Source organism: Telluria sp. RT2P19, from assembly GCF_059685725.1.
The window spans coordinates 24,151-44,787 of sequence record NZ_JCASIL010000002.1; the positions used below are offsets into that span (position 1 = coordinate 24,151).

General features: G+C 65.7%; 19 protein-coding genes and 2 tRNA genes. 13 read left to right on the forward strand and 8 right to left on the reverse strand.

Annotated elements, in window-relative coordinates; translation table 11 throughout:
* Positions 1-29: 29 nt before the first annotated feature.
* Positions 30-986, forward strand: coding sequence for an endonuclease/exonuclease/phosphatase family protein (locus AC56KW_RS02215; RefSeq protein ID WP_497169099.1), 957 nt, complete (start codon positions 30-32; stop codon positions 984-986).
* A gap of 92 nt (positions 987-1,078) precedes the next feature.
* Here the strand turns inward: AC56KW_RS02215 and AC56KW_RS02220 are convergent, their stop codons facing one another.
* From AC56KW_RS02220 to AC56KW_RS02240, 5 genes are all read right to left on the reverse strand, one after another.
* Positions 1,079-3,187 carry a putative bifunctional diguanylate cyclase/phosphodiesterase gene (locus AC56KW_RS02220; RefSeq protein ID WP_497169100.1) on the reverse strand — a complete coding sequence of 703 codons (2,109 nt, stop codon included), beginning with the start codon at positions 3,185-3,187 and terminating at the stop codon, positions 1,079-1,081.
* Between the two features lie 269 nt (positions 3,188-3,456).
* On the reverse strand, positions 3,457-3,720 hold the full coding sequence (locus AC56KW_RS02225) for a hypothetical protein (RefSeq protein ID WP_497169101.1): 264 nt from the start codon (positions 3,718-3,720) through the stop codon (positions 3,457-3,459).
* A 42-nt stretch (positions 3,721-3,762) separates the two neighbouring features.
* Positions 3,763-4,665 (reverse strand): site-specific tyrosine recombinase XerD, encoded by a 903-nt coding sequence (gene xerD / locus AC56KW_RS02230; RefSeq protein ID WP_497169102.1) that lies wholly within the window; start codon positions 4,663-4,665, stop codon positions 3,763-3,765.
* Entirely contained in the window at positions 4,638-5,162 is a 525-nt protein-coding gene (locus AC56KW_RS02235) for a methylated-DNA--[protein]-cysteine S-methyltransferase (RefSeq protein WP_497169103.1), read from the reverse strand. The genes xerD and AC56KW_RS02235 overlap by 28 nt, the downstream gene beginning before the upstream one ends.
* Positions 5,163-5,582: 420 nt before the next feature.
* Positions 5,583-6,581 carry a TRAP transporter substrate-binding protein gene (locus tag AC56KW_RS02240; protein ID WP_497169488.1) on the reverse strand — a complete coding sequence of 333 codons (999 nt, stop codon included), beginning with the start codon at positions 6,579-6,581 and terminating at the stop codon, positions 5,583-5,585.
* A 164-nt stretch (positions 6,582-6,745) separates the two neighbouring features.
* Here AC56KW_RS02240 and AC56KW_RS02245 point away from each other — a divergent pair, with 164 nt between their 5' ends.
* The 4 genes from AC56KW_RS02245 (at position 6,746) to AC56KW_RS02260 (ending at position 11,044) form a co-directional block, all read left to right on the forward strand.
* Entirely contained in the window at positions 6,746-8,755 is a 2,010-nt protein-coding gene (locus AC56KW_RS02245) for a two-component system sensor histidine kinase NtrB (protein WP_497169104.1), read from the forward strand.
* A 94-nt stretch (positions 8,756-8,849) separates the two neighbouring features.
* A complete protein-coding gene (locus AC56KW_RS02250; protein WP_497169105.1) occupies positions 8,850-9,431 on the forward strand; it encodes a response regulator transcription factor in 582 nt (193 codons plus the stop codon).
* A gap of 85 nt (positions 9,432-9,516) precedes the next feature.
* A complete protein-coding gene (locus AC56KW_RS02255) occupies positions 9,517-10,494 on the forward strand; it encodes an IS1595 family transposase (RefSeq protein WP_497169489.1) in 978 nt (325 codons plus the stop codon).
* A 169-nt stretch (positions 10,495-10,663) separates the two neighbouring features.
* Positions 10,664-11,044 carry a class I SAM-dependent methyltransferase gene (locus tag AC56KW_RS02260; RefSeq protein ID WP_497169106.1) on the forward strand — a complete coding sequence of 127 codons (381 nt, stop codon included), beginning with the start codon at positions 10,664-10,666 and terminating at the stop codon, positions 11,042-11,044.
* A 24-nt stretch (positions 11,045-11,068) separates the two neighbouring features.
* On the opposite strand, the gene queG is transcribed toward AC56KW_RS02260, so the two are convergent.
* A complete protein-coding gene (gene queG, locus AC56KW_RS02265) occupies positions 11,069-12,166 on the reverse strand; it encodes a tRNA epoxyqueuosine(34) reductase QueG (RefSeq protein WP_497169107.1) in 1,098 nt (365 codons plus the stop codon).
* A gap of 53 nt (positions 12,167-12,219) precedes the next feature.
* Between queG and tsaE the strand changes: the two genes are divergently transcribed.
* The 3 genes from tsaE to AC56KW_RS02280 are packed head-to-tail and all read left to right on the forward strand — an operon-like array spanning position 12,220 to position 14,986.
* On the forward strand, positions 12,220-12,729 hold the full coding sequence (gene tsaE / locus AC56KW_RS02270; protein WP_497169108.1) for a tRNA (adenosine(37)-N6)-threonylcarbamoyltransferase complex ATPase subunit type 1 TsaE: 510 nt from the start codon (positions 12,220-12,222) through the stop codon (positions 12,727-12,729).
* The gene (locus AC56KW_RS02275) at positions 12,681-14,198 is read left to right on the forward strand and encodes an N-acetylmuramoyl-L-alanine amidase (RefSeq protein WP_497169109.1); all 1,518 of its coding nucleotides are present in this window, start codon (positions 12,681-12,683) and stop codon (positions 14,196-14,198) included. The genes tsaE and AC56KW_RS02275 overlap by 49 nt, the downstream gene beginning before the upstream one ends.
* Positions 14,199-14,200: 2 nt before the next feature.
* The gene (locus tag AC56KW_RS02280) at positions 14,201-14,986 is read left to right on the forward strand and encodes a D-hexose-6-phosphate mutarotase (RefSeq protein ID WP_497169110.1); all 786 of its coding nucleotides are present in this window, start codon (positions 14,201-14,203) and stop codon (positions 14,984-14,986) included.
* Positions 14,987-15,035: 49 nt separating this feature from the next.
* On the opposite strand, the gene AC56KW_RS02285 is transcribed toward AC56KW_RS02280, so the two are convergent.
* Entirely contained in the window at positions 15,036-16,058 is a 1,023-nt protein-coding gene (locus AC56KW_RS02285) for a carbonic anhydrase (RefSeq protein ID WP_497169111.1), read from the reverse strand.
* Between the two features lie 182 nt (positions 16,059-16,240).
* On the opposite strand from AC56KW_RS02285, the gene AC56KW_RS02290 reads away from it, so the two are divergent.
* The 5 genes from AC56KW_RS02290 to AC56KW_RS02310 all read left to right on the forward strand — a co-directional run bounded on the left by AC56KW_RS02290 (position 16,241) and on the right by AC56KW_RS02310 (position 20,410).
* Positions 16,241-17,170, forward strand: coding sequence for a peptidylprolyl isomerase (locus tag AC56KW_RS02290; protein ID WP_497169112.1), 930 nt, complete (start codon positions 16,241-16,243; stop codon positions 17,168-17,170).
* Positions 17,171-17,227: 57 nt separating this feature from the next.
* On the forward strand, positions 17,228-19,159 hold the full coding sequence (gene mutL, locus AC56KW_RS02295; RefSeq protein WP_497169113.1) for a DNA mismatch repair endonuclease MutL: 1,932 nt from the start codon (positions 17,228-17,230) through the stop codon (positions 19,157-19,159).
* On the forward strand, positions 19,159-20,112 hold the full coding sequence (gene miaA / locus AC56KW_RS02300; RefSeq protein ID WP_497169114.1) for a tRNA (adenosine(37)-N6)-dimethylallyltransferase MiaA: 954 nt from the start codon (positions 19,159-19,161) through the stop codon (positions 20,110-20,112). Before mutL ends, miaA begins: the two co-directional genes overlap by 1 nt.
* An 81-nt stretch (positions 20,113-20,193) precedes the next feature.
* A tRNA-Met gene (locus AC56KW_RS02305) sits at positions 20,194-20,270 on the forward strand.
* Between the two features lie 63 nt (positions 20,271-20,333).
* Positions 20,334-20,410 (forward strand) — tRNA-Met (locus tag AC56KW_RS02310).
* Positions 20,411-20,467: 57 nt separating this feature from the next.
* On the opposite strand, the gene AC56KW_RS02315 is transcribed toward AC56KW_RS02310, so the two are convergent.
* Positions 20,468-20,626 (reverse strand): hypothetical protein, encoded by a 159-nt coding sequence (locus AC56KW_RS02315; RefSeq protein ID WP_005665369.1) that lies wholly within the window; start codon positions 20,624-20,626, stop codon positions 20,468-20,470.
* Positions 20,627-20,637: the final 11 nt, after the last annotated feature.

Sequence of the window (20,637 nt, forward strand, 5' to 3'; positions counted from 1 at the left end):
GCTAAAGACGAACAATAGGGGTTTCTATTATGCAGGAAGAACTTCGGTTTGCCACCTTCAACACTTTCAACCTGGCCCCGCCCGGCGCCCGCCTGTATGACAACCTCGCCCCCACCACGGCCGAGGAATACGAGGCCAAGCTCGACTGGACCGCGCAACAGCTCGACCTGATCAATGCCGACGTGATCGGCTTCCAGGAAATCTTCTCGCAGAGCGTGCTCAAGGAAGTGTTGCGGCGCAGCCGGCGTTACCGCGACGCCCACCACATCGGCTTCGACCCCGACCCGAATGCCCCGCGCCTGACGCCGAGCGTGGCCCTGGTCTCGCGCCTGCCGCTGGCCGAACCCGCCTCGCAATTGCCCATGTTCCCCGACAACGTCACGATGCCGCACGGCAGCCGCGACCCCGACCGGTTCACCCGTGCGCCGCTGCATGCGGGCGTGATCGCGGCGCCGGGGGTGGTGATCGACGTGGTGGTGGTCCACCTCAAGTCGCGCCGCCCCGACTACCGCTCGGGCGACAGCGGCGCCGATCCGCACCTGTTTGCGCTGGCCTGCCTGCGCTCGCTGATCCGGCGCGGCACCGAGGCCACGGCCTTGCGCGTGCTGCTGACCGATATGGCCCACGCCAACCGCCGCCCGCGCATCGTGCTGGGCGACTTCAACGATGTGGCCGATTCGGTGACCACCGAGATCGTGCTCGGCGAAGGCACGCCGGTCGGCGAGCGCATGTACGACGCCAGCCAGGTGCAGCGCCGGTTCGACCACCAGCGCCATGTCGGGTTTTCGATCCTGCACGATACGCGCCACTCGACGATCGACCACATCCTGGTGTCGCCCGAGTTCAATCCGGGGCTGCCGCAGGCGATCGGGGAAGTGGTCGATGTGGTGTACCTGAATGATCACCTGAACCTCGCCTTGCCGGAGGCGTCGGATCATGGGCAGGTAGTGGCCAGGATACGCTTGTTTGCTCAGCGCGACCGGTAGGGCTGGCGGCGTCGCCACCGACGCGTGTCTTTTTATTCGCGCCGATATCGCGCCGGATGGTCTCGCGGCCAACCATCACCGCGGTGGCCATCTTACCCAGGGTGCGGTGATAAATCGGGCTGCGAAGTAGCGACACTGGCATAAAACCCCTGGTACTCGTCACAGCCGTGCCGCCGCAGAAAATCGAGCTGCTCGGCTGTCTCCACACCCTCTCCCACCACCCGCAAGCCCAGGCTGCGCGCCACCGCGATAATGGCCGGCACCATGGCCGCATCGACCGGATCGTGCCCAACGTCGCCCACGTAGCTGCGGTCGATCTTGAGCTTGGTGAGCGGAAAGCGGCGCAACGCTTCCAGGCTCGACGTGCCAGTGCCGAAATGATCGATACTCAGCTGTACGCCACGGTCGCGCAAGGCAGCCGCTGTAGCGAAAGCCGGTTCGCCACGCATCAACGCGTCTTCGGTGACTTCCAGGTCGAGCGCTCCAGGCGCCAGGCCGGCCTGCTGCAGGGCGGCGTCCACCGCCGGCAGCAAGCCCGCGTGGGCGACCTGACCATCGGACAGGTTGACCGCGACCGTGACCGGAAAACCCGCATCGCGCCAGGCACGGCCCTGGCGGCAAGCCTCTTTCAGCACCCATTCGCCGATCGGGACGATCAGCCCGGACTCTTCGGCCACCGGCAGGAAGGCGTGCGGCAGCAGCAGCCCACGCTCGGGATGCCGCCAGCGCAGCAAGGCTTCGACCGTGCCCACGCGGCCGCTCGCCACCTCGATCTCGGTCTGGTATTCGAGCACGAATTCGCCAGCGTCGATCGCCTGGCGCAGCCGGTTCTCGAGTTCGACCCGCTCGATCACGTGGGCGTTCATCGCCGGGCTGAAGAAGCGGAAGGTATCGCGCCCATCCTGCTTGGCGTGGTACATCGCGACATCGGCGTGGTGCAGCAGGGCTTCGACGTCAACGCCATCGTCGGGACACAGCGCGATGCCGATCGAGACCGACAGCGCGACCTGCTGTCCGCCGACGTCGATGGGCCGCGCCAGCGCCTGGGTCACGGCGCCGGCCACGTGGGCGGCCTGGTCGGCGCCCTTGATGTCGGCCAGCAGCACCACGAATTCATCGCCGCCCAGGCGGCTGACGGTGTCGACCCGGCGCACGCAGGCGCGCAGGCGCGCGGAGACTTCGCGCAGGACGGCGTCGCCGGCCTGGTGGCCGAGGGTGTCGTTGATGGCCTTGAATTTGTCCAGGTCGAGGAACATCACCGCGCAGCGATGGTGCTGGCGGCGCCAGGTGGCCAGCGCCTGGTGCAGGCGGTCGAGAAACAGGATGCGGTTGGGCAGGCCGGTGAGCGCGTCGTGCTCGGCCTGGTGCCGCACCTGCTCCTCCAGCCGTTTGCGCTCGCTGATATCGGTGAGCATCGCCATATAGCTGGAGACGTCGCCATGGGCGTCGCGGATCGCCGTCAGCGCCACCCGCACCGGATAGCGCTCGCCATTGCTGCGCACGCTGGCGAGCTCGCCTTCCCAGTGGTCTTGCCCGTCGAGTTCGGACCAGATGCGTTCGTAGAAGCCGTCGTCGGCATCCCAGCCCAGGCTGGCCAGCGACTGGCCCAGGATGTGCCCGGGCGCATGCCCGGTAATGCTGGTGAAGGCGCCGTTGACGGCCCGTACCCGGTATTCGGCATCCATCATGATGATGGCGTCACGCGCGTTCTGGAAGACCTGGGCCGCCTGCGCCAGGTTGCTCTCGGCCTCTTTGCGCGCCGTGATGTCGACCTCCATGCAAAACACCTCTTGCATGACACTGCCGTGCTTGACCGGGTAGTGGCAGGAATAAACCCAATGACGACGGCCGGCGCGCGATTGCACCTGCCAGTCGCGCGCCGGCGGCGCCTGGCCGCTGCGCCAGATCGCGGCGATCGCCTGTTCGAAGGCCTCCTGGTGGTCGGGGTGGCAGACCAGTTGGCGGAACGGCTTGCCGACCGCCTCGCTGGACGGAATGCCGTACAGCTCTTCGCTGGCGTGGTTCCAGAAGCGGACGGTGCCAGCCTGGTCCATTGAGTGCACGGCGACCGCCGGCGCCAGCTCGAGTGCGGTGACGAAATGGTGGAGCCAGCTGAAAACTTCTGGCGCGTCTCCACCGGGCCGGGCTTCGAGCGGCGGCGTGGGCGGGCGTACGCCTTGCTGCAATAAGGGTTCGTTCACGACCACGGCCTTTCGCTCTGGCAACGACAATCATCACGCAGACAAGACTGCCATTGTCATGGCGTCGCAGGCCAGACCGTTTGCGAGCCCGCAAACGCCAGGGCGGCATGCGCCCTATCGCGTCATACCGCCATTCGCACCGGCCAACCGACAGTTTGTCGCATCCAGATAGCTCAGACCGTTATAGATGCTTATAGTTCCATCATGCGCCAGGGGCTCCATCGTCGACTCGACGGAGCACGCGCGCAATCCTGTTCTTGGCTGGCCACTCAGGCCTGGCCCGACGGCGCCGCAGCGGGAGAACGCTCTTCGCCCTGCGCAGCGTCGTCTGCTTCGTCGTCAGCATCGCTGTCGGGCTGCTGTTCCGCGCCGTCCGCCGCTGGCGTGTTCTTTGCTTCGAGCTTGCGCCTGGCTTTGTCTTCCGCCTTGCGCTTCTTGTCGAGTTCCCTTTGCCGCTTTTCGTACGAAAAATTTGTCCGTGCCATAGTTACCTCGATGTGGTTGATCGAAAAGACTGCTGCCTTTACACGCATTATGGACTACCGTGGCAATCCCGGCTTAGAGCTTCTCAATGACTAGCCGCGGGGATGATGCTGTGCATGCAGGCGTTTCAGGCGTTCGCGCGCGACGTGGGTGTAGATCTGGGTCGTCGAAATATCGGCGTGCCCCAGCAACAATTGCACCACGCGCAGGTCGGCGCCATGGTTCAGCAAATGGGTGGCGAAGGCGTGACGCAGCGTGTGCGGCGACAGGGGACCGGACACGCCGGCCTTCTGCGCATGTTTCTTGATCAGGATCCAGAACATCTGGCGCGTCATGGGACCGCCGCGGCCAGTGACGAATAATGCGTCGTCGACCTGGCCATTGAGGATGATGCCGCGCGCGTCCTTCAGGTAGCGCTCGAGCCAGCGCCGCGCCTCTTCGCCGAACGGCACCAGGCGCGTCTTGCTGCCCTTGCCGGTCACGCGCAATACGCCATCGTTCAGGCTTACTTCGATCAGTTTGAGGGCCACCAGTTCCGATACCCGCAGCCCGCTGGCATACATCAGCTCGAGCATCGTGCGCTCGCGCAAACCGAGCGGTGTGGCGACATCCGGCGCTTTCAGCAGAGCCTCGACCTGGTCTTCGGTCAGGGTGTGCACGAAGCGGGTCGGCTGGCGCGCCGACGGCATCTTGAGGCAGGGATCGGTCGCGACCTGCCCGCGGCGCAGCGCCAGGCCATAGAAGCGCTTGAATACCGACAGCCGGCGGTTGGCCGTGCTCGGACGCGACTCCGGATGGCGCTCGGCGAAGTAGGCGCTCAGGTCGTCCGCGCCCACGGCCAGCAGGCCGCGGCCGGGACGCCTGGCCTCCAGCCAGCCGGCGAACAGGCGCAGGTCGCGCCGATAGGCGTCGAGCGAGTTCTTTGCCAGGCCCTGTTCCAGCCAGAGCGTGTCGCAGAACTCGTCGATCAGGGCCAGATCGACTGCTGCTGCCATGGAGCGGCGGTGGCGCCTTCGTGTCGCAGCAGCCAGCGCTTGACCGACAGGTGGAAGCCGTTTTCGTCGTTCTGGTTCGAGAAGCCGCCCAGGCCACCGGCTGCCGTGACCCGGTGGCAGGGGATGACCAAGGGAAACCAGTTGGCGCCGCACGCCTGGCCCACGGCGCGCGGATGCGAGCCGATCACCTTGGCCAAGTGCCCGTAAGTACGCACGGTGCCGCGCGGGATGGCGCTGATTTCTTGCCACACCTTGCGCTGGAACTCGGTGCCGGCTTCCATCAGGCGCAGGTCGAACGCGAAGTCGGGGTCGGCCAGGTAGCGCGCGAGCTGCTGCGCGGCTGCTTGCGCGATGGCGCTGTCCGCGTCCTTCTCTTCGAAGGACGGCGGCAGGTACACCACTTCGCGCAGCTTGTCGTCAGCGGTGCGGATGCCCAGCGCACCGAAGGGCGCGGGCACGATGGCGTTGAAAATCTGGCTGGCTGGATCGGTCTTCATCTTGATGGGCTACTGAGCGAAGTGTTGCCCACGCATCTTAACCGCGCGGCGCGGAAGCGGCCAGCGATAGCCTTGTCGAGACGAAAAAAAAGCGCACCCTCGGGTGCGCTCCAATTCGGGTCACGTTTCCGGCCGCTTGGTCATTGCCAGCGACTTCTGTCAAACGTGGTGTCTCCTCGAATGTCTCCGGTATGAATACCGTGCTTTTATCAATGCTCCCCCAAAAACCTTGCCTGCCGCTCTTTTCTTGTTCTTGCTTGTTGTTGGCACTGCTGCGCACCATCACAGTGCGTATGGGCCCCATGATAACGCAAGTGCTTATGGAAAATGTATCTTTTCGGCCACAAATTCGGAAAATTATTTTACTTATAAACAAAACGCGTTTGTGGAAATCAGGTGCGCGTATGACACGACACGGCCCTAGCGGCCTACCTCGCGCAGGATCGCACGCACGGTTTCCTTGCCGATGCGACCCTCCATTTGGCCGACCACCGGCTGCATCGCGCGGCGCCATTCAGCCTGCTGGGCCGGCGTCAGCGTATGGATGGCCGTGGTGCCGGCTTGCCGGATGGCTTCCATGGCCTCGTCATTGGCGCGCTGGGCGATCTTTTTCTCGTAGGCGGTGGCCTCGCGCATCGCACGCGCCAGGGTATTACGGGTGGCGACCGGCAAGCCATCCCAGAATTTCTTGTTGACGATCACCGCATAACCCAGATAGCCGTGGTTGGACACCGTCAGGTGCGTTTGCATTTCGTGCATGCGCTGGGTGTACATATTCGACGGCGTGTTCTCGGTGCCCTCCACCACGCCATCGCGCAGCGCCGGCGCGGCTTCGGAAAAGGCCAGCGTCATGGGCTGGGCGCCCAGCGCGCGCATCTGCGCGTCCAATACCTTTGACGCCTGGATACGCATCCGCAATCCCTCGAAATCCTTGAGCGAATTCAAGGGGCGGTTGGCCGACATGATCTTGAAGCCGTTGTCCCAAAATGCCAGGCCGGTGATGCCCTTGGGCTCGAGTTTGCGCAACAGGTCGCGGCCGATCCTGCCCTCGGTCACCTTGTACAGCGCCGCCTTGTCCGGGAAGATATAGGGTAGGTCGAACGCCTCGAATTCGCGCACGCCCAGCGGCGAGAACTTGGCCAGCGAGGGCGCCAGCATCTGCACCGCCCCCAGTTGCAGGGCCTCGAGCTCCTCGCGGTCCTTGTACAACTGGCTGTTGGGATACACTTCCACCCTGACCTGGCCACGCGTCATGTGCTCGGCCAACTCCTTGAAACGCTCGGCGGCCCGGCCCTTGGGCGTGTCGGGCGCCACCACGTGACTGAACTTGATGACGATCGGCCCCTGTGCCCAGGCATTGAAACTCGCGGCCGCCGCCAGCACGAAGAGCGCTTGGGCGGCCAGGGTCTTGATCTGCATGACGGTTTGATTCTTTCTCATAAAACCTCGGAGCCGGTCCTTGCCGCGATAGGCTCTTATACTGGCGGATGCACGGCACAACACCATTCTGTGCCGCACCGATGCTGACGGCCATCGTGGACTTCCACAACAGCACGACAGTTTAACCAAACCAGGATTCTTGCATGAAAATTCCGTTCGCCCAGTCAATGTCGGAACCGCGTGCGCGTACCCGCGCCTGGCGGTTCTGGCGCTGGCTGGTGCCGATGCTGCTGGTGCTGCTGTTCCTCGCCGTGCTGATCTGGCTACCCTGGCAGGCGCGCCAGATGGAAAGCAACGAACGCCAGGAACAGTTGATTGCCGATACCCTGTGGGTCGAGCAAACCCTGCGCTTCGAGCTGGCGCGCAGCGAGGACGCGCTCAGCGCCCTGGGCGCCGACCTGGCAGTGGCGCCACTGCCGCCAGAGAAGTTGCAGGCACGCTTCCGGCAGATGTTCGTCAACGGTCCGGAACTGGTGCGCGTGGTCTGGAGCGGCGCCGACGGCGTCGTGCTGGCCAGCCATGGCGCCGACCTGCCGGCCGCCGGCCTGCCCCAGACCACGACCCTGGCCGGCGAAATGGCGCGCTCGATCCGGCGCGGACGCTACAGTGAACCGTATGGCGCGACGCCGTCGACCCACGGCCTGATCGATTTCTACCTGCCCCTGATGCGTAACGGCGAGTTCATCGGAAGCCTGGTCGCCACCTACAGCCTGCAAGTGCTGCTCGACGAAACCGTCCCCTGGTGGTTCGCCCAGGATAACGCCCTGGCCTTGCTCGACCGCGACGAACAGTCGGTGGCGCGCCGCGCCGCCGGCGGTCCGGGACGGGGGGTGTACACCCACCAGCGCGCGCTCGACCTGCCCGGCGCCCAGCTGGTGCTGTCCACCGACAGCGTCAAGCGCGCGCCGCAACTGCTGCCCAATTTGCTGGTGGGCTCGGTGATCGTGCTGGCCCTGGGCCTGCTGATGAGCCTGGCAGCATTGTGGCGCCACATCTCGCGCACGCTGGCGGCCGAAGCCGCGCTGCGCCAGCAGATGGCGTTTCGCACGGCGATGGAAAACTCCCTGCTCACCGGCTTGCGCGCGCGCGACCTGGAGGGCCGCGTCACCTATGTGAACCGGGCCTTTTGCCAGATCGTCGGGCACCCGCCCGAGGAACTGGTCGGCAAGAAACCGCCGATGGCCTATTGGGCGCCGGAAGCGACGGCCGAATATGAAGAGCGCTTCCAGGGCATCTTGTCGGGCAAGGTCACGCCGCAATTCGAGACCGTGTTCCAGCGGCCCGACGGCACCCGGGTGCCGGTGCTGGTGTTCGAAGCGCCGCTGGTGGACGTCGACGGCCGCCATACCGGCTGGATGAGCTCGGTGCTCGACATCACGGACCGCAAGCGGGTCGAGGAGCTCAACCGCCAGCAGGAAGAAAAGCTGCAGGCCAGCGCGCGCCTGGCCACCATGGGCGAGCTGTCGTCGATGCTGGCGCACGAGCTGAACCAGCCGCTGGCGGCGATTTCCAGCTACACGGTGGGCGCCCTGAACATGCTCGAGCGCGCCGCCGGCACCGGCGAAGACGTCAAGCCGGGCATGCTGCGCCATGCGCTGGAACAGGCGCGCCAGCAGGCCCAGCGCGCCGGGCAGATCATTCGTAGCGTGCACGAGTTCGTCAAGAAGCGCGAACCGCTGCGCCAGGAGGTGACGATCCGCAGCGTGATCGCCAGCGTGCACGCGCTGATCGAACTGCAGGCGCGCCAGGCCGGCGTCGCGCTGCGGGTGCAACTGCCGCCGGGCCTGCCACCGGTGCTGGCCGACCGCGTGTTGCTGGAGCAAGTGCTGCTCAATCTCACGCGCAATGCGATCCAGGCCATGCAGGACACCGTGCCGGACCAGCGCGTGCTGCGCATCGAGGCGGTCCATACCGACGAGCAGGTGGCGGTCTCGGTGATCGACCGCGGCCATGGCATCTCGCCCGAAGTGGCCGAGCGCCTGTTCTCGCCGTTCTACTCGACCCGGGCCGAAGGCATGGGCATGGGGCTATCGATCTGCCGCACCGCGATCGAGTTCCACGGCGGCACCCTGAGCCATGCGCCGCACCCGGCGGGCGGCACCGTGTTCACTTTTTCGCTGCCGGCCCAAGCGGCAAGCCGGGCGCTGGGCTAAAATCCCGTCTGCGGCGCACGGGTGCATTCCTCGGCGCGCCATCTTTACGACAAGAACAAGGCGGGAAGCACCACCTGCCACTACGGAGACCTGCATGCTGCACATCGTCGACGACGAAGATGTCATTCGCGATTCGCTCGCCTGGCTGGCCGAATCGCGCGGCCTGCCCGCGCGCGGCTACGCGGGCGGCCAGGAGTTCCTCGACGCCCTGCAAGACCTCGACGTCAGCGGCGACTGCGTGCTGCTCGACGTGCGCATGCCCGGCATGAACGGCATTGCCGTGTTCGACGCCCTGATCGGCCGCGGCCTGCTGCCGCGCCTGCCGGTGATCTTCCTGACCGGCCACGGCGACGTGCCGATGGCGGTCGATTCGCTCAAGCGCGGCGCCTTTGATTTTTTCGAAAAACCGTTCAACGACAACCAGCTGATGGACCGGGTCGAAGAGGCGCTGGCCGCCTCGCGCAAGGCGGCCGCCTCGGCCGGTGTGCAGGCGCGCCTGGCCACGCTGTCGGCGCGCGAGCGCGAAGTGCTCGACCTGATCCTGGCAGGCATGATGAACAAGGTTGTAGCAGATAAATTGGGCATCAGCATGCGAACGGTCGAAGTGCATCGCGCACATATCTTCGACAAGATGCAGGTGAAAACTGCGGTCGAGCTGGCGGGTTTGTTGAAGTAAAAGGCGCTGTTCGCGTTAGTTATGCGAACCTTTCCCATTCGCGCCGGTCTCAGCCACTGTCGAGTTAACTCATCAGGTGGCAATGATGCAAGGCTTGGTCTTCGAAGAAGTATTTGCCGCGCTGACCTCCCTGCACCTGCATACCGACGAGGTAGCCAGGTTGCGCGCCTGGATCGCGGCGATCGTTCACCCTGGCGAGTGCCTGCACCTCATCGCCCAGGCGGCGGCCACCCCATGCTGCCCGCATTGCCAATGTCCGCGTGTCCATCGTTGCGGTGCGGCCAGCGGCCTGCAGCGCTGGCGCTGCCTGGCTTGCCGGCGCAGCTTCAATGCGCTGACGAACACGCCGCTGGCGCGCCTGCGCAAGAAGGCCGCCTGGCTACCGTACCTGCAATGCGTGCTCGATTCGCGCACGGTCCGTGCAGCAGCCGAGCTCGTCGGCGTGCACCGCAGCACCAGCTTCCGCTGGCGCCACCGTTTCGTACCGGGCGCAGCGCGCAAGCGTCCAGATCGCCTTGAAGGCATGGTCGAGGCGGACGAAACCTATCTGCTCGAATCGCAGAAGGGCTCGCGCCACCTGACGCGTCCCGCGCGGCGGCGCGGCGGCGTAGCGACGCGGCGCGGCATCAGCCGCGAGCACGAGTGCCTGCTCGTCGCACGCGACCGGGGCCGGCAGACACTGGACTTTCACACTGGCCGCGGGCCGGTCAGCGCCGTGAAACTCATCGCCTGCCTGCGGCCGGTGCTGGCGCCGGACGCAGTGTTGATCAGCGATTCGGCGGCCGCTTACCGGGTCTTCGCCGACCATGCCGGGGCCGTGCACGAGGCCGTCAATCTGCGCGCCGGGGTCAAGGCGCGCGGCGCGATCCACCTGAATAACGTCAATGGCTGGCATGCCCGCTTCAAGACCTGGATCAAGCGCTTCAATGGCGTCGCCAGTCGCTACCTGGTGAACTATTCGGGCTGGCAGCGCTTCCTGGATGACGGCGCCCTGCGTACGCCAGCGCAATTGCTGGCCGCAATCATCCAGTGCGCAACGTGCCGTCGGAAAAAAACGAATTAACGCGCACAGCGCCAAGGAAAACCGGCCGGCGCGCTCGCGCGGCTTTCTCTTTTTCCTGATGGTTCCTACCGTCAAGCGTTCCTGCTCCACGAAGGAAGCCTTGTAAAATAGTCTTGAACGCGCCGCGGCCCCGGGCGCCGCGATGCAAACTCTCTTTTAGGAAACTCCAATGAACGAAAAGACAGTTGCAGACAAGATGTTTTTACGAACGGCGAAGTCGATGCTGGTATTGAATGGGCAGGCCAATCCGAACGTCGCCGCCCAGATGCCGGCCGAGCTGGTCAAGGAGGGCGACGGTCCCTTCGACGTGATCCTGATGTTTTGCATGCACCAGAAGGACCTCGAACACTATCTCGAGATCGCCAGGCAAAAGCTGGGCGAGAAGGGTTCGCTGTGGATTGCCTATCTCAAGCAGACCGCCGCCAAGGCCACCGACATCAACCGCGATTCGATCAATGCCTATGCCAAGGAAAACGGCATCACCGGCGTGGCGATGATCTCGATCGACGGCGACTGGTCGGCCCTGCGCCTGAAGCGCATCGAGCTCTGAAGCTTATACAAGGTATTGACAGGCTCAGGCGGCGTGGCGCGCCAGGGCCCAGGCGACGTGCTCGCGCACCAGCCCGGAAGGATGACCGAGCCGGGATTGCAAGGCAGCCACGATGGCAGCATCTCCGCGCTTTTTCTCAGCAGCATTTCCCAATCCCACCGCCAGGTTGCGCAACCAGCGCTCGTGGCCGATCCGGCGGATCGGACTGCCTTCCATGCGGCGGTTGAATTCTTCCTCGTCCCAGGCGAACAGGCCGACCAGGTCGCCTTCGCCAAGTCCGTTGCGCTCGTCGAAATCCGGTACCGACGCCCGCTGCGCAAACTTGTTCCACGGACAGGCCACCTGGCAATCGTCGCAGCCATAGATGCGGTTGCCGATCAGGGGCCGCATGTCTTCTGGGATACTGCTTTTGAGCTCGATCGTCAGGTAGGAGATGCAGCGCCGGGCATCCAGCTTGCCCGGGCCCAGGATCGCCTGCGTCGGGCACAGGTCGATGCAGGACTGGCACCCGCCGCAATGCTGGCCCGTCGGCGGATCGACGGGCAGCGGCAGGTCGACCAGAATTTCGCCGATGAAGAAGGTCGACCCGGCCGCGCGCGACAGCAGCAGCGTGTGCTTGCCGCGCCAGCCGAGGCCCGCCTTCTCGGCCAGCGGCAATTCCATCACCGGCGCCGAATCGGTGAACACCCGGAAGCCGAACGGACCGACCGCGTCCTGGATGCGGCCGGCCAGCGACTGCAGGCGGTTGCGCAACACCTTGTGATAGTCGCGGCCTCTGGCATAGACCGAGACCACGGCGGCATCCGGATCCTGCTGGCGCAACCGTTCCTGCGCGCGCCAGTCTGCGTCGCGCGTGGCCGGCAGGTAATCCATGCGCGCGACGATGGCGCGCACCGTGCCCGGCACCAGTTCGGCGGGCCGCGCACGCTTCATGCCATGGCTTGCCATATAATCCATCTCGCCGTGGTAACCCGCGTCCAGCCAGGCTTGCAGGCCGGCCTCCAGGTGCCCCAGGTCGACGTCGGCGATGCGTACGTCGGCAAAGCCGAGCTCTGCGCCCCACGCCTTGATGGCGCGCGCAAGCTGGGGCAGGTCGGCTGATGGATTGGGGGGAATGGACATACCGCAGGGAAACTCGCAAGAGAGACACGCATTACAACTCGCTATTTTATTCGATGCCGCCTTCCACCTCCCACTTGCAGCGCTATTTGCCTGACGAATCCGCTACCGCCGCCCTCGGCGCCGCCCTGGCGCGCGCCCTGCAACCGGGCCTGGTGATCTACCTTCATGGCGACCTGGGCGCCGGCAAGACCGCCCTCACCCGCTCGCTGCTGCACGCGGCCGGCCATACCGGCACGGTGAAGAGCCCGACCTACACCTTGTCGGAACCGTATCAGGTGATGCTGGAAGGGAAGCCTTTGCAAGTCATCCACTACGACCTGTACCGCATGTCGAGTCCGGAAGAATTCCTGGACGCGGGCTTTCGCGAAGATTTCGACGGGCGCAATGTTTGTATCGTCGAGTGGCCTGAAAAAGGCGATCCGGTGTTGCCACCGCCCGACTTGCGTGTCTTGCTCAACGTTAGCGGGCCCGGCCGTGATGTAGAATTGCAGGCGTTGTCCGAATTAGGCCTGCTATGCCTCGACCGTCTCGCTCCCCTTCTGCCGCCCCAGCCGCCCGCGTGACGCCTTCGTCCTCGCGTCGCCGTGTCTTGCTCAAGGCCGGCGGCACGCTGCTGCTGTCCGTTATCCCGCTGTCTTCCCGCGCCAATGAAATCCTGGCCGTGCGCGTCTGGCCCGCCCCCGACTACACCCGGGTGACGCTGGAAAACGACACCAATCTCAAGGCCGAACACTTCCTGATCCCCGATCCACCGCGCCTGGTCGTCGATATCGACGGCCTCGCCCTGAGTTCCACGCTCAAGAGCCTGGTGGCCAAGATCGAGTCCAACGATCCCTACATCAAGCAAGTGCGGGTCGGCCAGAACCGGCCGAACGTGGTGCGCCTGGTATTCGACCTGAAGGCCGAGATCAAGCCGCAGGTGTTCACCCTGGCGCCGGTGGCCGGCTACCAGCACCGCCTGGTGTTCGACCTGTATCCGGCGGCCCCGGTGGACCCGATCGCCGCGCTGATCCAGCAGGGCGACTGGAGCCCGGGGCCGACCACGACCCTGGCGGCCGACCAGCCGGCCCTGGGCGACCCGGTCGCCGGCACGCCGGTAGCCGGCGCGCCCGCGTCGCCGAATCCGGCGACGGCCGGCACCCCGCCGGTGCAGATCCCCACGCCGCCGCCGGCCGCGCCGCGCACCCAGCCGAATGCCGGCCCGGATGCAATCGCCAAGCTGGAATCCGAAATATCGGGCCTGCAGGGTACGCCGCCAGCCCAGCCGGTGCAGCCGCCGCCGACCCGCAGCCCGGCCCCGGCGCCGGCGCAGAAGGTGGCGCGCATGATCACCATCGCCCTCGATCCGGGCCATGGCGGCGAGGATCCGGGCGCGATCGGCGCCAAGGGCAGCCGCGAGAAAGACATCGTGCTGGCCGTGGCCAAGCGCCTCAAGGCCAAGCTCGAGCAGATGCCGAACACGCGCGTCATGCTGACCCGCGATGGCGACTTCTTCGTGCCGCTCGGCACCCGCGTGGAAAAGGCGCGCAAGGTCCAGGCCGACCTGTTCGTCTCGATCCACGCCGACGCCTGGATCTCGCCGACGGCGCGCGGCTCGTCGGTGTTCGTGCTGTCGGAAAAAGGCGCGAGCTCGAGCGCGGCGCGCTGGCTGGCCAATGACCAGAACAAGGCCGACCTGATCGGCGGTGCCAACTTGACGGGCACCGCCGACAAGCACCTGGCCAGCGTGCTGTTCGACCTGTCGACCACCGCCCAGATCAACGACAGCCTGAAACTCGGCAAGGCCGTGCTGAAGGAAATCGGCGGCATCAACCGCCTGCACAAGGCCTCGGTCGAGCAGGCCGGCTTCGCCGTGCTGAAGGCGCCGGACATTCCCTCGATCCTGGTCGAGACCGCCTTTATCTCCAACCCCCAGGAAGAAGCGCGCCTGAACGACGACGCCTACCAGGACCAGCTGGCCAATGCGATCACGAATGGCATTCGCCGCTATTTCGCCGACAACCCGCCCATGGCCAAGAGCCGCCAGACCTGATAATGGAAAACATCACCTTTGGGCAACTGCCCGCGATTCGCATCACGGCGCCGGACGGCGCCAGCGCCGTCGTTACCTTGTACGGCGGCCACCTGGTGTCGTGGCACGGCGCGGATGGCGGCGAGCGCATGTTCCTCAGCACGCGCTCCGCGCTCGACGGCAGCCGCGCGATCCGCGGCGGCGTGCCGGTCATCTTTCCCCAATTCGCCGAGCGCGGCGACGGCATGCGGCATGGTTTTGCGCGGGTCAGCACCTGGCGCCTGGAGCAGCATGGCATCGAGGATGGCGCGGCGTGGGCGGTGTTCGGGCTGACCGAGGCTGACTTGCCGGCGGCGACGGCTGGCGCCTGGCCGCACCCGTTCGCGCTGGCCCTGCGCGTGTCCGTGCGCGCCAACCAGCTGGACATGGCGTTCAGTGTACGCAATACCGGCGCGGCGCCCTTCCCGTTCGCGGCGGCGCTGCATGCCTATCACCTGGTGCCGCACCTGGCGGACGTGCGCATCGAGGGGCTCGAAGCGGGAACGCTGTCGATTGCGGACAAGCTCGACGTGGTCTATGAGAATGTGGGTGACGGCATTACCCTGGGGACCTGGGCGCGCGTGCTGACGCTGGAGCAGGAGGGCTTCAGCGATGCCGTGGTGTGGAATCCGGGCGCGGCCGATACGGCGGCGCTGGCCGATATGGAAGACGACGAGTACCAGCGGTTTGTCTGCATCGAGCCGGCGCAGTTGACGCCGCTCGAGCTGGCGCCGGGTGCCGTGTGGGAAGGCCGGTATCGCATTTCCTGACGACGTGCGATCGGAGGCTTCATGAAAAACGCGCCCCGGCGCGTTTTTTTTACATCGATTCCTTGACCATCCGCCCATTACTCGGCTGTACCGGCCGCGAATTGAAGGGATACAGGCGCGAAAACAGGGCCATCTGCTGCGGCGACGCCGTCATGGTCTGCTTCATCACCAACCACAACACATTCTCGGTGCACGGCGGCTCGCTCAGCGATCCCATATAGGTGAAGTAATCGCGCCGCGCCGGCAAGATCTCGTTCACATCGAGCACGATCGACGGCGTCACCGTCATGTGCTTTTCCAGTGGCAGGTTGTTCCACACGGTCTGGATCATCGGATTGGCGTCGCCACGCTCGAGCAGTACCGCCAGGATGGCGATCTTGTTGTCATAGCTCTTGTGCACCAGGTGCACGACCATCTCGGTGCCCTTGCCATTGATCCGCTCTTCGCCCGGACGGTGGAAGTGGAATTGCTGCAACTCATACGTCGTACCGCCCACGCTCAAAAAATTGCCGCCGGCGACATTGACCTGGATCGTATGGCCATTGTCGATCTCGTTGAAGGCGCTCGGGTGGTAGTCGAAGGTGATCTGTTCCAGGTCGACCTTGATACCATCGCGCAGGTCGATCGGCGACTGGCGGTTGCCGGTATTGCACGACGCCCATGCGGTATTAATCTTCGACCAGTTCTCGGGACCGAACTCCCCCTCATACGTCCAGTGGGTGCCGTTCTTCGGCTTGGCGGCTTCGGCCGCGGCGGCGGCGATGGCGGCGGCTTCCTTCTTGCGCCTGGCCTCGGCGGCGCGACGCGCGCGTGCGGCGTCCTCGGCGCGCAGGGCTTGCTTGGCGCGCAGTTCGGCCAGCTTTTCGGCGATCCGGACCGACAGGTCGACTTCGGCGTCGTCTTCGGATTGTTGGGCGGCAGCAGGGGTGGCCGCGGTCGGCCGCAGGTTCGGCTTGATCGAGGCGATGGCCGCGGGCTTCTCGGCCGCAGGCTTGGTCGTCGGAGTTGCATTGTTCGCATTCGCCACGGCCGTGACCAGGCTCAGGGCGAATAGTGCGATCAGGTTACGCATGGGGTTCCAGGTAATGTGCTTACCCTCTACTTATCGGACCCTGTTCGGCTAACTTGAGTGAGTTGCAGCAACAAAGGCGCTGAATTTGCGTCTTTTGCTGTTTTATTTATATCAATTGTCAACAGCGACATCCTGCCGCACTCGACTACAATTGCTCGATACACATACCAAAAGGAGAACACGTGAAAGCGGTGACCTCGATCCATCCAGTCCTGGGCGCCGCACTGCTGGCCCTGCTTGCCAACAGTGCCGCTGCGGCGCCAGCCAGGTCCGAGAAGGAGTTGCCGCCCAAGCCGTCGGTGGCGGACGTGGTCAAGGCGTCCAAGCCGGGCGACTGGCGCCTTCTCGATCCCGAGAACACGCTGTACATGGAACTGCCGGCCGGCCGTGTCGTCCTCGAGCTGGCGCCGACCTTCGCGCCGAAGGCGGCGGCGAACATCCGCGCACTGGTGCGCGAGCGTTATTTCGATGGCTTGTGGGTCATGCGCGCGCAGGATGGCTTCGTCGTGCAATGGGGCGACCCGGACGAGGAAACGCCGCGCCCGTTCAAGGCGGCCAGGACGGTGGATGCCGAATTCACCGTGCCCGCCAGGGGCACCGGCCAGTTCACGCAACTGAAGGAGCGCGACGTCTACGCGCCGCAAGTAGGCCACGTGAACGGCTTCCCGGTGGCGCGCGACCCGAAAGCCGGCCAGGCCTGGCTGCCGCACTGCTATGCCATGGTCGGCGTGGCGCGCGACGAGGCATCCAACACGGGCAACGGTTCGCAGCTGTACACCGTGATCGGCCATGCGCCGCGCCACCTGGACCGCAATATCACCGTGGTCGGCCGCATCGTGTCCGGCATGCCGCTGTTGACCGTGATGCCGCGCGGGACGGCCGCCCTCGGCTTCTACGACAAGGCCGGGCAGCGCACCCCGATCGCCAGCGTGCGCCTGGCGGCCGACGTGCCGCCGGCCGAGCGCAGCAAGCTCGAGGTGATGCGCACCGAGAGCGCCGCCTTCCAGGCCGTGATCGAGGCGCAGCGCAACCGCGGTGGTCCGTGGACCAAGGTCGCGGCCGGCGCGATCGACCTGTGCAATGTGCCGATCCCCGTGCGCGAGCAACAATAAGGCAAGGACGATCCGGGGCGCCGATTCCGGACCGTGAACGCGCGATATAATCGCACCATGAACGCCCCTGCCCCGACCCACCGTCCCATCCAGCAGCTCCCCGACCAGCTCATCTCGCAGATCGCCGCCGGCGAAGTGGTCGAGCGGCCATCGGCCGTCGTCAAGGAACTGCTGGAAAACGCGCTCGACGCGGGCGCGACCCAGATCACCGTGCGCCTGGAAGAAGGCGGCGTCAAGCGCATCGCCATCACCGACAACGGCCGCGGCATCGCGCCGGAACAGCTGCCGCTGGCGCTGGCGCGCCATGCGACTTCCAAGATCTCGTCGCTGCACGACCTCGAGAACGTGGGCACGCTGGGCTTTCGCGGCGAGGCGCTGGCCTCGATCGCCTCGGTGGCCTCGGTGCGCATCACCTCGCGCACGCCCGCCGCCGCGCACGCCTTCGAGATCGTCGGCTCGCACGAGGGCACCGTGGCCCCATCATCGGGCGCCTTCGGCACCACGATCGACGTGCAGGACCTGTATTTCAACACCCCGGCGCGGCGCAAGTTCCTGAAATCCGAGCAGACCGAATACGGCCACTGCGCCGAAGTCGTGCGCCGCATCGCGCTGGCGCGGCCCGACGTGGCGTTCAGCCTGTCTCACAACGGCCGCACGATCGACCACTGGAACGTGAGCGAAGCGGCCAAGCGCAGCGCCCACATCCTGGGCAATGATTTCGCCGAGGCGCGGCTCGAACTCGACGAGTCGGCCGGTCCGCTGCGCCTGCACGGCTACGTCGGCCTGCCGACGGCCTCGAAGGCGCGCGCCGACGGCCAGTTCTTCTACGTGAACGGCCGCTTCGTGCGCGACAAGGTGCTGGTGCACGCGGTGCGCGCCGCTTACCAGGACGTGCTGCACGGCGACCGCTTCCCGTCCTACGTGCTGTCGCTGGATCTCGATCCGGCGCTGGTCGACGTCAACGTCCACCCGTCGAAGATCGAGGTGCGCTTCCGCGACAGCCGCGCGGTGCACCAATTCGTGTTCCATGCGGTGCAGCGCACGCTGGCGCAAACCTCGGCCACCGCCCACGGCAGCGTGCCGGCGCCGATCACGGCGGCTGAAGTGCGGCCAAGCGGCACGCCGCTGTGGCAGTTGTCGGACGCGCCGTCGCGGCCGCAGATGCGGCCGCACGAGCAGACCACGTTCGGCGCGCAGTTGTCGACCTTTTCGCCATCGCCATATCCGGCGGGCAGCCGCTGGGATGATCCTTCGACGGGTGGTGGTGTCGCGCAGCGTACCGAGGCCTATGGCGCCCTGTTCAAACCGGATGCGACCAGCGCCGCACCCGCGCCAATGAGGGGCCCGGTGGATGTGCCCCTGTCGGCATCCGAGCGGCCGCTGTCGAACGACGACTTCCCGCTCGGCTTCGCGCTGGCCCAGCTGCACGGCATCTACATCCTGGCCCAGAACACGCGCGGCCTGGTGCTGGTCGACATGCACGCGGCCCACGAACGCATCCTGTACGAACAGATCAAGAACGCGCTCGACGCCCAGGCCCAGGGCCAGGAGATGCAGGTGCAATCGATGCTGATTCCGGTGACCTTCTACGCCGACGCGGTCGAAGTCGCGACCGCGACCGAGCACCAGGACACCTTGAAGGCGCTGGGCTTCGACATCGCCGCCCTGTCGCCGACCACCTTGGCGGTGCGCAGCGTGCCGACCCTGCTGAAAAACGCCGACGCCCAGACGCTGGCGCGCGACGTGCTGCGCGACGTGCGCGAATACGGCGGCTCGCGCGTGCTGATCGAGCGCCGCAACGAGCTGCTCGGCACCCTCGCCTGCCACACGGCGGTGCGCGCCAACCGCATCCTGGCAGTGCCCGAGATGAACGCGCTGCTGCGCCAGATGGAAAGCACCGAGCGCGCCGACCAGTGCAACCACGGCCGTCCGACCTGGGTCCAGCTCGACATCTCCGCGCTCGACAAACTGTTCTTGCGCGGCCAGTGATGACGCAAGTGAAAAAACCACTGGCCGTGGCCATCATGGGCCCGACCGCGTCCGGCAAGACCGCCAGCGCCCTGCGCATTGCGCAAACGACGCCGTGCGAAATCATCTCGGTCGATTCGGCCCTGGTCTACCGCGGCATGGACATCGGCACCGCCAAGCCCACGCCTGACGAACTGGCCGCTGTGCCGCACCACCTGATCGACATCCTCGATCCGCTGGAGTCGTACTCGGTGGCGCAGTTCCGCGCCGACACCATCCGCCTGGTGGCCGAGATCACGGCGCGCGGCAGGCTGCCGCTGCTGGTGGGCGGCACGATGATGTATTTCAAGGGGCTGGTCGACGGCCTCGACGACCTGCCCACGGCGGACGCGAACGTGCGCGCCGCGATCGAAGCAGAGGCCGCGCGCATCGGCTGGCCCGGCATGCACGACAAGTTGCGCGCGGTCGACCCGATCACCGCCGCGCGCCTGGCGCCGAACGACGCCCAGCGCATCAACCGTGCGCTGGAAATTCATCAGTTGTCGGGCCAGCCGATGTCGGCCCTGCTGGCGAGGCGCGCCAAGCCCGAGCTGCCGTTCGATCTGGTGTCGTTCGGGTTGGAAACCGACGACCGCGCCGTCCTGCACCGGCGCATCGCGCTGCGTTTCGACCAGATGCTGGGCGATCGCGACGACCAGGGGCTGGTGGCCGAGGTGGCGCGCCTGCGCGCGCGCGGCGACCTGTCGCCATCGCTGCCGTCGATCCGCTGCGTCGGTTATCGCCAGGCCTGGGACTACCTGGATGGCCATATCGACCGCGCCCAACTGCGCGAACTGGGCGTCATCGCGACCCGCCAGCTGGCCAAGCGCCAGATCACGTGGTTGCGCGCGATGCCGGATCGGGTCGTGGTCGATTGCCTCGGCCCCGATCCGGCCGGAGCGATGCTGGACCACCTGGCCACGTTAAATAAATGATATCAGCGCGACATTTTTCGGCGCGGAACACGCCACGATCTTGACACGCAACCGGTCGCGCCCGATAATATCGGTCGTTGCGGTGATATAGCTCAGCTGGTTAGAGCACAGCACTCATAATGCTGGGGTCGGTGGTTCAAGTCCACCTATCACCACCAAGAATTCCAAGCGATGGCTTGGCTCTCCAACGAGTCAAGCCATTTTTGCTTTTGTCAGTTTCAGGTGATATAGCTCAGCTGGTTAGAGCACAGCACTCATAATGCTGGGGTCGGTGGTTCAAGTCCACCTATCACCACCACATGCAGAACGGCCCGGTTGTCGCCAACCGGGCCGTTGTTGTTTCCGCCGTCATTCTTCAGTGTTTCTTGCCGCCGCCCGAGACCTTGTTCTCGGTGGCCCAGGCGCGGCGCTCCGCTTCCTGCTTGCCGACACCCTTCTTCTCGTAGCCTTCCTTGATGTGCTCGGCCTGGCGTTTCTGCTTGTCGGTGTACGACGATTTATCACCTTGGGGCATGATGATTCTCC